Origin of the sequence: Planktothrix agardhii, assembly GCF_904830935.1 — a bacterium.
GTDB classification, from domain to species: Bacteria; Cyanobacteriota; Cyanobacteriia; order Cyanobacteriales; family Microcoleaceae; genus Planktothrix; species Planktothrix agardhii.
Genome location: NZ_LR882952.1, coordinates 2,423,698 through 2,436,881, shown reverse-complemented (window position 1 = coordinate 2,436,881; position 13,184 = coordinate 2,423,698). Strand labels below are relative to the sequence as shown.

Genomic DNA, 13,184 nt, shown 5'->3' with positions numbered 1-13,184 from the left:
CTATGTCCAATATTTCAGAAACTCCCCAAATTAGTGTAATTATTCCAGCATACAACTGCGATCGCTATGTTGAGCAAGCCGTCGAAAGTGTTATTAATCAAACATATCCTGCTGACGAAATTATTATTATTGATGACGGTTCCCAAGACAATACCCGTCAAGTTTTACAACCCTATTCTAACTATATTCACTATGTTTATCAAGAAAATCAAGGGGTTTCTGTCGCCCGAAATCATGGGTTAAAATTGGCGCGGGGGGAGTTTATTGTGTTTCTGGATGCAGATGATATCTTTCTTCCCAATAAATTAGCAACCCAACTCGCAGTTTTTCAAGCAAAACCGCAACTAGGACTGGTTCAAAGTGGATGGCGTCGAGTGAACCAACAAGGAAAAACTATCATGGATGCGACGCCTTGGGATTATGTTCCAGAATTGAATTTAGAAAATTGGTTGCGTTGGAAACCCTTGGGGACGATGGGAACCTTAATGTTTCGTCGAGAATGGTTATTAAAAATAGAAGGATTTGAACCCGGGTTAGCCCACGCGGAAGACGTCGATTTAATCTTAAGAATGGTATTATTAGGGTGTGAATCCGCTTGGTTACATCAACCAACAGTTTGTTACCGTCAACATGACCGAAATACCATGCGGGATGGAGTTTCTCAAGCGAAATCAATTAATTATGTTTTGGATAAATTTTTTAATCTTCCTAATATTCCCCTAGAAATTCGGTTAATAGAAAATTGGGTACGTTACAGTACCTTAGTTTGGAGTTCCTGGTATTTATATTATACAGGTTTTCCTGTTGAAATGGTAGAATATTTACGAAAATCTTGGCAATATACGCCATTTTTGTTGGTGGAAACCCTAATAAATTGGACAGAAAGTTTTGTGCATTATTCTGATAGTTTAGGACAGTCTTTAGAGGTGAATCAACTTTGTAATTTAACCGAATGGCAAAATTTAACCCTTTGGGTTTTAGAACAAACTATAGAAAAACGTTCTCAATCTTTAGAAGGGGGAATTAAGTTACTGTAATTTCTGCTAATTCCAATAAACTCATTAAATCATCAATATTAATTCGCATATTCAACAATCCCGAATGGGTCAGATCTTCGTCCATTGTATTCTCTACCAGTTCCCCAATTAAATAGTAATGTTCCAGCCCACAAATATTACTAATAATTCGATAGCAAGGTGGAACATAAGTAGGAGCAAATAATTCGATAATTTTGGTTCCAGGTTGACAGAAAACAATATTGGATAATCCTGCTCCATGGGGGGCTAAAACCACCGAGGCACTCGCCATTAATTCAGCTTGTTCAGAAATCGTTAAGGATTCTAAAACAACACTCTCAAAGTTCAGGGATTCTAACTGTTTCATCAACTCATCTTGATTAACCACATTCCGAGAAATTGCATTTTTCCGATTGATATAAATGTGACGATTTGCAGTTTTATTTTTTGCTGTTTCTGGGAGTAATTTTTGTTTTATAAAGTTACAAATCCATTCAGGAGTTGTCGTATCATTTTGGAACAAATTAGGAGCGGGGACAATCAGTTTCTTCGCTTGAATATAAGGTTTATCAATACTTCTAATGATTTTATGTTCAGGTATTCCCAAAAGTTCTAAGGTTTCTTTCTGATAGGAAAAATCGTAATTATTAAACACAAAATAATCAATACTATTCAAATCTATACCACTTTTTTCCATCAAGTGAATTCCAGGTAAAACATCATACATCCAATGAAAAAATGCCCCCCCCCAGCGTACCGATAAAAATGCAACGGTTCCATTAATATGATGAATTGGAGGTAATTTACGGGAGGATAAAACCAATTCAGCAGATCCGGTGGAAATATCAGTCAGTAATTCATTATGGGCTGTGATCACCGCACTGGTCGCCGAATCTCCCCAGACTCTACCTTGATCTAATTTGACAATAAACGCATTCCGAGTTGTCGCTTGACTAAAGATAAAACCAGGATGAAATTGAGCCACGGTTTTAGAAGGATTCAGGGAAATTTCACTACCCGGATAAACAGGAATATAGGTGACATTAGAACTAAAGTCTGAGGTGATCAATTGTTCGGGATTAACAAAACAATATTGTTCTAAAAGTGACGGGGGCAAATCCTTATAATTAAAACACTTTACAGCTTCTTCATTTCTGCCTTGATGTTGTAGAATTTCAGCAATATTTTCATAAGCAGAAATTAAATCGGGCTTCATTTTTAAAGCGTCCATCAAGTAGGACATTGCCAGATCTAGTTCTTGTTTTTTTAACCAAATTTCTCCTAATCCCGCATAATATTCAGCGATTTTAGGATTAATATTAATAGCATTTTGATAGGATGCGATCGCTTCTTCCCATTGACTTTGAGATTTATATAAATTGCCCAGATTGTAATGTACAATATCCGCTTTAGGATTGATTTTTAGACATTCCTGATAAACAGAAATAGCAGTTTCAATTTCTTGCTGTTCAATTAAGGTTTCTGCTAATTGATCTAACAACCAAAGATTATTTGAATTCAGTTCAACTGCTTTACAATAAACTTTAATAGCTTGATCCCAGCGTTGTTGAGCAATCAATACTTTTCCCAAGGGGGGATATAACCAATCCGTATTCGGTTCAAATTCAATCGCTTGATAATATTCTGTTAAAGCCTCATCAAACTCCTGGGTTTCACAGAGAGCATTTCCCAAGGTAAAATGTAACCAAAAACTATCGGGATTAATCTCAAGAGCTTGACGATACCAATTAATTGCTTCTTCATGTTTTCCGGTCTTAGAACAAATTTCTCCTAACTTATAATAGGAACCAAAAAACTTAGGATTTAAACCGATTCCTTGATAATAAGCAACGGTGGCTTCTTCCCATCTTTCTTGTTCAGATAAAGCATTTCCCAGTTGATGATATGTCCAAGAAAAATCCGGGCTGAGTTCAATGGCTTTTTGATAATTCGCGATCGCTTGTTCATAATTCTTTTGTTGAACTAAAGCATCGGCTAACCCTTGATAAAATAGATTACTATTAGGATTCAGAATAATAGCTTGATTATAGGCTGCGATCGCTTCTTCCCACTGTTGTTTCCGACTTAATGCCTCTGCTAATCCATAATGGGATTGGGGTAAACTAGGATAAATTTCTACCCCCTTTCTATACAATTCAATTGCTGGCTCTAATTTGCCTTTTTCAATTAAGGTTTTCCCAAAATCAATATAATCTTGAGGGGCGACGGACTGAGGTTCTAAAATTAAGGCTTGATACCAAGCATTTGTGGCTTCTTCCGGTTGATTCAGATTAATGAAAACAGTATATAAACTCTGATAAATTATGGCTTGATTGGGTTTAAAATGTAGGGCAGTTTGATATGATTGTAGAGCATCCCGCCATTGTTGTTGTTGAACATAAACTGTTCCTAAATTCGCATGAACTTCCGCCCAATCGGGTTTGAGATTTAGGGCTTTTGTGTACCAAAATTTGGCTTCATCAAGTTTCCCTTGCAATTGTTTAGCTAACCCCAAGGTACTGTAAGTGGGAAGAAAACGAGGTTGCAATTTTAACGCCTGTTCACACACAGCAACTGCTTCATCAAACTGCTGTTGGGCAATATGGCGACTTGCTTCTTCGTGTAAATCAAGGACAGTTTTCTCTGGAGTGTCAGACAATGGCATGGTCAACCGCAAAAATAGGACAGCTTTTAATATAGACGTTGGATTGATGGAAATAGTTTATCAGGAATAGGGAACAGGGAGCAGGGGACGCCAACTATTACCCAAAACCCATAACCCATAACCCAAAACCCATAACCCATAACCCATAACCCATAACCCATAACCCATAACCGATTACCCATAACCCATTACCTGTTCCCTGTTCCCTATTATTAAGAAATATTACGAAAAACTTATTAAAAAATGTTGCAATTTGTTGATTAACTTGCTAATCTGTGCATAGAGGGTCTTTCCATGAACGCTCGTATTGAGGAGACAGGTGAGCCATGCTTGAAATCAATCTTGCTCTGTTAACCAGGAATTAAGGAAAGAAGATAGCCTGGTCTGTTGTCTAATCATGACCCATTAGTAATCTCTACAATCATGACACCAAATTTCTAGCATTCCCAGATTTTTTACACGCTGCATAGAGGAATATCGGTGCGCCTAAAAGGATGTCAGGGTCGCTTGGGATGAAAAAATCCCGACTCAAATGGGTGGGAGAACCCCGCCCCGCCGCACCGAATTCCTCCTCAACAGGAGGTTTTTGTAATGAAAATTCAAGGAAAAACAGCCCTAATTACTGGGGCTTCTCGTGGAATTGGCCGGGCAATTGCCGTAGAATTTGCCAAAAATGGGGTTAAACGTCTGATTCTAGTGGCACGCGATCGTCAGAAGTTAGCGGAATTGGCCACAGAAATAAAACCAATGGGTGTGGAGGTGATCACCTTAGCCCTGGACTTAACCCAATCTGTTCAAGTCCATATTGCGATCGCCCAGGCTTGGCGTTCCCACGGGCCAATTGAAATTCTGGTTAATTGTGCTGGTGTTGCCCACCAAAAGCCGTTTTTAGAATCCAAACTCCCAGATGTTCAGGAGGAAATCTCCTTGAATTTAATCGGGTTGTATACCATTACCCATGTTATCGCTCGACGGATGGCCACCCGCAAATCGGGGACTATTATTAATGTATCGAGTTTGATGGGCAAAATTGCTGCCCCTACGATGTCCACCTATTCGGCGACTAAATTCGCAATTTTGGGGTTTACAGAAGCCCTCCGCCAAGAATTAGCCGCCCATAATATTCGGGTTATGGCCCTATTACCCACCTTAACGGATACGGACATGACCCGGAACTTGCAATTATTCCGTTGGGTAGTCCCCATGACCCCCGAACAGGTCGCTAAGGTATTAGTGGCGGGACTCGATAAGGATACCTCGGAAATTTTAGTGGGATGGCAAAGCCATTTGGCCGTTTGGTGCAACCGTTTTGCCCCCTGGTTAATGGAGAAGATTATGGTATTGGCAACTCCCGTTACCCACAAAATCCGCAAATCCTATCCCGTTTTTAACAAAGCTGACGCAACCTTGCATTAGTTTAGGTTAACGGTTGACCCTTACCCTTGACCGTTACTGATTCGATATAGACTTGGGTGACTTGGAAGATAGACTGATGGTGTCAATAAGGTAAGATTAGGCGATGGGCTGTTCAGGAACTTCCCTAAAATGATGGAGTTTCCAGCCTTGAACTTTAGAGATTAAAATTTTATGCCCAGATCACAACGTAACGATAACTTTATTGATAAAAGCTTTACGGTTATGGCAGATATGATCCTGAAGATGCTGCCCACTAATAAAAAAGCCAAGGAAGCATTTGCCTATTATCGGGATGGAATGTCAGCCCAGGCGGACGGAGAATATGCAGAGGCTTTAGAAAATTACCAAGAAGCCTTAACCTTAGAGGAAGATCCCTATGATCGCAGTTTTATTCTTTATAATATGGGCTTAATTCGTGCCAGCAATGGAGAACATGAGGAAGCATTAAAATATTACCAACAAGCGATTGAGCTAAATCCCCGAATGCCCCAGGCTTTGAATAATATTGCGGTGATTTACCATTATCAGGGGGAAAAGGCTAAGGAAGCGGGAGATGAAGACACCGCAGAACAAGAATTTCGGCAGGCCGCAGAATATTGGGTTAGGGCAATTCGTTTAGCCCCGAATAACTATATTGAAGCCCAGAACTGGTTAAAAGTTACCGGAAGAAGCAAAATTGATATCTATTTCTAATTGATTTTGCTTTTAATTTTTTCTTTGCTAACCTACCTAAAGCCCGATTAAATATGACTATTGATCGTGAACAAGTCTCTAAAGTTGCTTTTTTGGCTCGACTGGAGCTAACTCCAGAAGAAGAACAACAATTTACGACTCAACTGGGTGAAATTTTAGATTATTTTGAGCAATTAAATGAACTGGATACATCCCAGGTGGCTCCGATGACCCGGGCAATTGAGTTGAGTAATATTACTCGACCTGATCAGTTAGAATCCTATCCCCAAAGAGATGATATTCTAGCCAACGCCCCGGAACAAGAAGGAGACTATTTCAAAGTCCCCAAAATTATGTCGGAAAATTAACCATCAGCCCAAACTGCCTGAAGTTATAGTAGCGAACAGGGAACGCCGGATCTGGGTAGAGAATGTGTAATTAATTTTGTTTAGGTACTTATAAGTCTTTTTCCACCCATTACCCATTACCCATTACCCATTACCCATTACCCGCTATATCAAAAATAACAACCCTGTTTCTGGTGAGCGGAAACGGGGTTTTTAGTTTTTGGACAAATTTTTTTAAATTTCCGTGGCGGGGGAGTTGCTCAACTGAAGATTTACCTCTATAATTTGAACAGACGTAAAGAAACATTAACGGTACTCATAAAATTCTCAGATTCTGCTATAGCAGATGAGAGACGCTTAACATGAGTCCTAATCCCTTTACAACTTGTCATTATATATTCGGAGATTTTGTCCATGACTATTGCAGTCGAAAGGCCGCAGGTTGAAAGAGGCGTCTTTGACGTCCTCGACGACTGGCTCAAACGCGATCGCTTTGTCTTCGTGGGTTGGTCAGGAGTTCTATTGTTCCCCTGCGCTTATCTAGCCCTCGGTGGCTGGTTAACCGGAACAACCTTTGTAACTTCCTGGTACACCCACGGTTTAGCAAGCTCTTATTTAGAAGGCTGCAACTTTATAACAGCCGCCGTCAGTAGTCCCGCTAACAGTTTAGGACATTCCTTACTGTTCCTCTGGGGGCCAGAAGCTCAGTGGGACTTCACCCGTTGGTGTCAACTGGGCGGTTTATGGGCTTTTGTGGCTCTGCACGGTGCTTTCGCGCTGATCGGCTTTTGTCTGCGTCAGTTGGAAATTGCTCGTTTAGTCGGCATTCGTCCCTATAATGCGATCGCCTTTACTGGCCCAATTGCGGTATTTGTCAGTGTATTTCTGATGTACCCCTTGGGTCAGTCCAGTTGGTTTTTTGGCCCTAGCTTTGGGGTAGCCGGAATCTTCCGGTTTATTCTGTTCCTACAAGGCTTCCATAACTGGACGCTGAACCCCTTCCACATGATGGGAGTGGCGGGAATTTTGGGTGGTGCGCTATTGTGCGCTATTCACGGAGCGACGGTGGAAAATACTCTGTTTGAAGATGGAGATACAGCCAATACTTTCCGGGCTTTTGAACCGACTCAAGCTGAAGAAACCTATTCGATGGTGACCGCCAACCGTTTTTGGTCACAAATTTTCGGGATTGCTTTTTCTAACAAACGTTGGTTACACTTTTTCATGTTATTCGTGCCTGTCACGGGTCTGTGGATGAGTTCTATCGGAATTGTTGGTTTAGCTCTGAACCTACGGGCCTATGATTTCGTTTCCCAAGAGTTACGGGCGGCCGAAGATCCTGAATTTGAAACGTTCTATACTAAGAACATTCTGTTAAATGAAGGTCTGCGGGCTTGGATGGCTCCTGCGGATCAACCCCACGAAAACTTTATTTTCCCTGAAGAAGTTCTACCTCGTGGTAATGCTCTGTAATTAGAGATTCTAATTATTCAGGACATTCTTAAAAACATCTGATTAATTTTAAAATCTCCTACAAGTTTTGTGGGAGATTTTATTATTGAAATTGATTTCAACCCACATTCTGCTAGAATAGGAAACAAGATGCTAAGATTAGCGAGTGCCTGAAGCGCAGAATCACGCAAGGCACTCGCTAACGCAATGTGTTAAAGATTCCATTTTGCTCGAATGGTTTCAATCCGTTTCCGATTTACTCCTAGATCGGATTCTCCTAAACGAGAGGCAGAACGTACTTGAATTAAACTATTTTTTTCATCCAAATAAAATTCTACATCATCCACAAATCCCATTAAATCTGAAGTAAATTCGGCGTAAATATAATTGGCTTCGGCTGTAATAATTTCGGCATTTTGAGTATTTGCAATAATGATTTTAAGATTTTCAAAGGCTTTTTTAGGTGTATCTTTATAGGTGAAAGGTTCAATTTGATGTTGGGCATCTAGGCTTTGACTGGAAACACAATTGGGAGAGGTTGGACAGGGGGCAAATTTTCCTTGTTTAATGCCGAGGTTTGTGGGTCGATTTCCTGAAAACGAAAATAGACTAGCTATGATTGGAGATACAGAAGTATGAGCAGCCAAAGCTGAAGGCACTAATCCTAATAGACTGCTAACAAATATAATCGCTGTTAACAATATAGAAAAACCGGGAATTTGACCGATAGACAAGACTGATTTTTTCATGGGAAATATTTAAGAACTTAATCTATTTTAAACTTAATTTAACCGATTAAATCCTTTCGATGGATTCAAACATTGGGCAGTAACCATCGGAAGTTACTTTGAAGCCGTAGAGGGCGGATGATTGATTCCAACAGCGTTGTCCACGATAGTATTGGCAGTTTCCACAACAATCAAGATCCCTGGGAATGGGGCGATCGCTTCCTTGACTCAAGAATTCCCGTTGGGAAATCCCCCGCAACACTAATTCTTCCCCTTGCCATCGGGCTTCTACTAACCCCGTATCGGCAAAACCTAACCAGCGCGGATCGGTGGTTAACCCTGGGGGTAGGGTAATGTGAATTTGAGTTTCAAACTCGGCAATTTCCCCTTCATACTCAATTTCAGCCAGGGGCGGCTGGATGAAGGTTTCGCCGATGGGTAACTCGACTAGGGTTCCCGGGTTGGGGGTATGGAGTTGATAGCGGTTTCTAAGTTCTTCTAAATTGGTCAGATCCCCTAAATAGGTGGGTGAGCCGTGAACAAAAATAATATGTTGGGGTCGGAGGTTATGAATTAGTTGGCTTGTCCCGGGGCCATCACAATGTTCGGAGATCAAATAGGTTTCAACCTTTGGTATGCAGGGACTAAAGCCTTTTTCTTCCGATTCGGGAGTCAGAATAATATCGAGGTTTTGACCGGGTTTTTGGCGCAAAAATAACATCCAAGGCCGGATAGAATCGGCCCAATAGGTATTCCAGTCGGCTGATTCGTCGGTGAGAACAATACAGGGCGTTTGACCGAGTTGAGATCTGTGTTCCGGGGTGAGTCTTCGGACTCTGGGGCGAATGCGGTCATCCCAAAATAGGGGCTGATGTTGGGCAAAATTCTGCACGCTGGCGGGGAAATGGGGCAGGAGTTGTAGGTAAATATCGCATCCGGTGGCGACACTGCCATCAACCCAAATATCGAGGTCTCGCCCGGTAAAATAATGGTGACTGCGAAGCAACATCAATAATTCCTGTCCTAAGCCTAAAGTTGGTGTTGGTAGGAGCAGGCAATATTGGGCTTCTATCGCTCGATATAAGCGTTCTGCCAGTTGGTTTTCCAGTTGACGACGATGGGGATGGCGGGCGGTTCCATAACTGCCTTCTAGGATTAAAACGTCGGGTTTGAGTCCGCGCAACTCCCCCAGGGGTAAGCCTTCGACTAGGCGAGAATTGGAGAGAAAAAAATCTCCGGTGTAAATTAATTTATAGTTGCGTTCGGGTGTTACATAATTGATCAAAATTACTGACGCCCCGGGTAAATGACCCGCCGGAAACAAGGTAACACTGAGTCCGGGTTGGAGTTGGATGGGAGAATCCCAGGGTAAGGGCTGACACAGGGGTATATTGGGATCGGGTTCCCAGTCTGGCCAGTTGAGGGCTAATAGTTGGGTTGTGACTTGACTCCCATAAATGGGAATTTCAGGAAAAGCCTGATGGAAGGCGAGTAAACCTTGAGCATGATCCGCATGGGCATGGGAACATAGAACTAAGTCGGCTGGAGGTTGATCTGAGGATGTTAATAGGGGTGAAATGTCCTGAATACCACAATCGAGTAGAATGCGATGAGATCCAATTCTCACCAACAGACATACACCTTCCCCTGCATGGCCAACACTATAGGCTAAACATTCCGGGTCAATCACAGGAGTTCATCAAGCGGGATAATTTATTAAATTTTAGAATTATTAGGGATTTTTACTAAAAAATGTTAAAAACTGTTGCAAAGATGATTTAAGAGGAGTGATATTAATTATGTCGATTGGACAATTCCAGGAATTTTTTGATCATTGTGTGGGTGAATGGATCACGGAGCGTACCTATCATTATGTGAGTTATCGGGAAGTTGAGCGATCGCATACGGAATTTGTGATTCATCCTTTGGAGAATTCCGCTTTCGATTACTTTGATTAATCCAATGTTAAGAATTCGTCGGATTATTAATTATCAACGACCGATTAATAATAATAGGTCTATTATACTCATACCAATGGTTAGCAATATCAACCCGACGACAGATCCAAACCCGATCATAATTTTGAATATAATCTAAAAAGCGAGCGAGTGCAGCCGCCCGTCCGGGTCTACCCACTAAACGACAATGTAACCCAATACTCATCATTTTCGGTGCGGTTTCTCCTTCAGTATATAACATATCAAAAGCATCTTTTAAATAGGTGAAAAACTGTTCCCCACAGTTAAAACCTTGATTTGTTGCAAATCGCATATCATTATTATCAAGGGTGTAGGGAATCACTAAATGGGGTTTACCATAATCATAAATCCAATAGGGTAAATCATCAGCATAACTATCAGAATCATACAAAAATCCTCCTGCTTCTACGACTAATTTGCGGGTGTGGGGACTGGTACGTCCCGTATACCAACCGAAGGGGTGATTTCCGGTAATTTTTGTATGAATAGCGATCGCTTTTTCTAAATGTTCTCGCTCCATTTCTTGATTAAAATATTTATAATCAATCCAGCGATAACCGTGACTAGCGATTTCCCAATCCGCTTCTAACATAGCTGCAACGGCTTCTGGGTTGCGTTCTAAAGCCATGGCAACCCCATAAACGGTCACGGGGATATGACGTTGTGTAAACAGCCGATGGAGCCGCCAAAAACCCGATCTGCTGCCATATTCATAAATTGATTCCATGTTTAAATGGCGTAGTCCGTGAAATGGTTCAGCCCCAATAATTTCTGATAAAAATGCTTCAGAAGTTTGATCTCCATGTAGAATACAATTCTCGCCACCTTCTTCATAATTAATTACAAATTGTACCGCAATTCGGGCTTGATTCGGCCATTTCGGATCGGGGGTGTGGCGACCATAACCGATCATATTTCTGGGATAATATTCAGACATCCGATCAATTTCCTCCAAGCAATTCGGTTAAATTAAACTTCCGGTTCAATACCTGCTGCTCGTAATTGTGCAGCTAATTTTTCCGCCCGTTGATGTTGAATTTCTGCTAATTCAAATCCCCATAATAATAGGTTTTCGCTTTCATCCCACCACCGCAACCAATATCCGGTTCTGTTTTCCCGGTTTCCCTGCCAAACCCCTAAATATAAGTTGATTTCGGGGATAAAATAACGGTTATCAGGATTAGCGGTTTGTAACTGATATTCTCCCTTTTCATTTAAACAGTAGACTTCTAAAATGCCCTGCTGGGGTTCAAAAATAACATAATACTTGACTCTTAAAATCGTTTGATAGAAAAACCATTTCCCCGGAGGATAGGTTGATTTGATTGAATATTCTCCTCCTTCAGTATCAGACATAAATTCTACAACTAAAAGCGGAATATCTCCTTGTAATTGCGGGGTATAACTGCGTTGAATATCGGTTCTGGGAACTCGAATTTCTGGAATAAATGCCCAATCTGGTGCTTTAATTACTATTTTGTCATTGACGGTGGCACAAATTCCATAATTTGTTGGGGTTAAACTATTAGGAGGGAGTTTTCCCGCATTTTGTAAACTATCTGTTAAAGCGGCAGCTAAAGCAGGTTGATTAATATTATCCACAGGGTCATCCGGTAAAATAAAATCATCGGGAAGGGGTTCCCAGGTTATTTTAAAACTGGCGATTGAGGTTGCCATTGTTCTTGAGAAGTTAAGCTATATATTAATATTTTAATTGATATTTTGATGATTGTCAAGTTTTTAATCAATTTTATAATTAACCAGGTTTCTAAATTTAATAATAGTTAGAAACTCAGTTTATGAATTATGAGTTAATTTTGATTTGTAGGGATAAATGAGCCTGAAATCTAGGCACAGCAAGGAGGCAATATTACAACCTATTTAGGATTGCTATAGCTTGCCAAACCTGATCTAATAAATTAGAACTATCGGCATCAAACCATTGAATTTCAGAAACAGCCCGAAACCAAGTTCTTTGTCGTTTGGCAAATTGTCGGGTATGTAATAAGATTAATTCCTTGGCTGTTTTTAAAGAAATATCCCCAGCTAAATATTGTTTTATTTCCTGATATCCTAAAGTTTCTAATAACGATAACTTAGTTCCATATTTTTGACATAAATTTTCTACTTCCTGCACAAATCCTCGTTCGATCATGTCTTCAGTCCGTTTTTGAATCCGATGAATTAATGCTTCTGGTTCACAATTTAAACCGATTTGTAAAATTGGATAATTCGGAGGATTTTCTCCTTGTTGTTCAGAAATCGGACGACCTGTAATATAATAAACTTCTAAAGCTCGTAAAGTTCTAACCTGATCATTAGCATGAATTTTCTGCGCTGCCATCGGATCAATTTGTTTTAACATTTGATAACATTGCACTTGACCTAAACCTTCAAGTTGCGATCGTAATTTTAAATTAGGTGCAACCCTCGGAATTTTCATCCCCCGCACAATAGATTTAATATATAAACCCGTGCCACCAACTAATAATATAGGAGCAGAAACATCAGAATTCATAATCAATTCTTGCGCTTGATCCTGATAATCTGCTACAGTTAAAGTCTGGGTTGGTTCACAAATATCAATCAAATAATGGGGAATCCCCCGACGTTCTTCAAGTGTTGGTTTCGCCGTCCCAATATCAAACCCTCGATAGACCAAACGAGAGTCCGCACTCAAAACCACAGACCCCAAACGCTCCGCTAACTGGATTGCCAAACCCGATTTCCCCGTAGCCGTCGCACCACAGATGACAATTAACTGGGGTGACTGTGGTATTGTACAAATAGTCAACTTTCCTTCTCCTTGCGCCCATCACGGATAACCGAATATATCAACCCTGTCCAAATTTCATTTGAGAATGCCCTACGATCCTCTCCAACCTATTTGTGCTACAATTTTTGAAAGT

Annotated in this window: 12 protein-coding genes; 6 read left to right on the top strand and 6 right to left on the bottom strand. The window is 40.7% G+C overall.

Going from position 1 to position 13,184, the window contains the following annotated elements; genetic code table 11:
- The first annotated feature begins 2 nt into the window (after positions 1 to 2).
- The gene (locus tag NMG88_RS11370; protein ID WP_227365263.1) at positions 3 to 1,037 is read left to right on the top strand and encodes a glycosyltransferase family 2 protein; all 1,035 of its coding nucleotides are present in this window, start codon (positions 3 to 5) and stop codon (positions 1,035 to 1,037) included.
- On the opposite strand, the gene NMG88_RS11365 is transcribed toward NMG88_RS11370, so the two are convergent.
- Complete coding sequence (locus tag NMG88_RS11365; protein ID WP_227397917.1) at positions 1,024 to 3,681, bottom strand: tetratricopeptide repeat protein; 2,658 nt, start codon at positions 3,679 to 3,681, stop codon at positions 1,024 to 1,026. The two genes, NMG88_RS11370 and NMG88_RS11365, sit on opposite strands and share 14 nt — an antisense overlap.
- Before the next feature lie 591 nt (positions 3,682 to 4,272).
- On the opposite strand from NMG88_RS11365, the gene NMG88_RS11360 reads away from it, so the two are divergent.
- From NMG88_RS11360 to psbD, 4 genes are all read left to right on the top strand, one after another.
- Positions 4,273 to 5,097, top strand: coding sequence for an SDR family NAD(P)-dependent oxidoreductase (locus NMG88_RS11360; RefSeq protein ID WP_227365259.1), 825 nt, complete (start codon positions 4,273 to 4,275; stop codon positions 5,095 to 5,097).
- A gap of 171 nt (positions 5,098 to 5,268) precedes the next feature.
- Positions 5,269 to 5,790 (top strand): photosystem I assembly protein Ycf3, encoded by a 522-nt coding sequence (locus tag NMG88_RS11355; RefSeq protein WP_042155232.1) that lies wholly within the window; start codon positions 5,269 to 5,271, stop codon positions 5,788 to 5,790.
- Between the two features lie 53 nt (positions 5,791 to 5,843).
- Positions 5,844 to 6,137, top strand: coding sequence for an Asp-tRNA(Asn)/Glu-tRNA(Gln) amidotransferase subunit GatC (gene gatC, locus NMG88_RS11350; RefSeq protein ID WP_026788391.1), 294 nt, complete (start codon positions 5,844 to 5,846; stop codon positions 6,135 to 6,137).
- Between the two features lie 393 nt (positions 6,138 to 6,530).
- Positions 6,531 to 7,589, top strand: coding sequence for a photosystem II D2 protein (photosystem q(a) protein) (gene psbD / locus NMG88_RS11345; protein ID WP_026786982.1), 1,059 nt, complete (start codon positions 6,531 to 6,533; stop codon positions 7,587 to 7,589).
- 191 nt (positions 7,590 to 7,780) lie between these two features.
- On the opposite strand, the gene NMG88_RS11340 is transcribed toward psbD, so the two are convergent.
- A complete protein-coding gene (locus NMG88_RS11340) occupies positions 7,781 to 8,317 on the bottom strand; it encodes a DUF1499 domain-containing protein (RefSeq protein WP_227350924.1) in 537 nt (178 codons plus the stop codon).
- Positions 8,318 to 8,363: 46 nt separating this feature from the next.
- The gene (locus tag NMG88_RS11335; protein WP_227365257.1) at positions 8,364 to 9,986 is read right to left on the bottom strand and encodes an MBL fold metallo-hydrolase; all 1,623 of its coding nucleotides are present in this window, start codon (positions 9,984 to 9,986) and stop codon (positions 8,364 to 8,366) included.
- A 109-nt stretch (positions 9,987 to 10,095) separates the two neighbouring features.
- On the opposite strand from NMG88_RS11335, the gene NMG88_RS11330 reads away from it, so the two are divergent.
- The gene (locus tag NMG88_RS11330; protein ID WP_081846398.1) at positions 10,096 to 10,254 is read left to right on the top strand and encodes a phycobiliprotein lyase; all 159 of its coding nucleotides are present in this window, start codon (positions 10,096 to 10,098) and stop codon (positions 10,252 to 10,254) included.
- A gap of 7 nt (positions 10,255 to 10,261) precedes the next feature.
- Here the strand turns inward: NMG88_RS11330 and puuE are convergent, their stop codons facing one another.
- The 3 genes from puuE to miaA form a co-directional block, all read right to left on the bottom strand.
- Positions 10,262 to 11,212 carry an allantoinase PuuE gene (puuE, locus tag NMG88_RS11325; protein WP_042155234.1) on the bottom strand — a complete coding sequence of 317 codons (951 nt, stop codon included), beginning with the start codon at positions 11,210 to 11,212 and terminating at the stop codon, positions 10,262 to 10,264.
- Between the two features lie 32 nt (positions 11,213 to 11,244).
- On the bottom strand, positions 11,245 to 11,952 hold the full coding sequence (locus NMG88_RS11320; RefSeq protein ID WP_042155237.1) for a Uma2 family endonuclease: 708 nt from the start codon (positions 11,950 to 11,952) through the stop codon (positions 11,245 to 11,247).
- Between the two features lie 193 nt (positions 11,953 to 12,145).
- Positions 12,146 to 13,069, bottom strand: coding sequence for a tRNA (adenosine(37)-N6)-dimethylallyltransferase MiaA (miaA, locus tag NMG88_RS11315; RefSeq protein WP_254035427.1), 924 nt, complete (start codon positions 13,067 to 13,069; stop codon positions 12,146 to 12,148).
- Between the last annotated feature and the right edge of the window lie 115 nt (positions 13,070 to 13,184).

Coding starts and splice junctions, on each gene's coding strand:
- NMG88_RS11370 (WP_227365263.1), top strand. CDS start 3: ATGTCCAATATTTCAGAAACTCCCCAAATTAGTGTAATTATTCCAGCA.
- psbD (WP_026786982.1), top strand. CDS start 6,531: ATGACTATTGCAGTCGAAAGGCCGCAGGTTGAAAGAGGCGTCTTTGAC.
- NMG88_RS11330 (WP_081846398.1), top strand. CDS start 10,096: ATGTCGATTGGACAATTCCAGGAATTTTTTGATCATTGTGTGGGTGAA.
- NMG88_RS11320 (WP_042155237.1), bottom strand. CDS start 11,952: ATGGCAACCTCAATCGCCAGTTTTAAAATAACCTGGGAACCCCTTCCC.
- NMG88_RS11365 (WP_227397917.1), bottom strand. CDS start 3,681: ATGCCATTGTCTGACACTCCAGAGAAAACTGTCCTTGATTTACACGAA.
- NMG88_RS11355 (WP_042155232.1), top strand. CDS start 5,269: ATGCCCAGATCACAACGTAACGATAACTTTATTGATAAAAGCTTTACG.
- NMG88_RS11360 (WP_227365259.1), top strand. CDS start 4,273: ATGAAAATTCAAGGAAAAACAGCCCTAATTACTGGGGCTTCTCGTGGA.
- NMG88_RS11340 (WP_227350924.1), bottom strand. CDS start 8,317: ATGAAAAAATCAGTCTTGTCTATCGGTCAAATTCCCGGTTTTTCTATA.
- gatC (WP_026788391.1), top strand. CDS start 5,844: ATGACTATTGATCGTGAACAAGTCTCTAAAGTTGCTTTTTTGGCTCGA.
- puuE (WP_042155234.1), bottom strand. CDS start 11,212: ATGTCTGAATATTATCCCAGAAATATGATCGGTTATGGTCGCCACACC.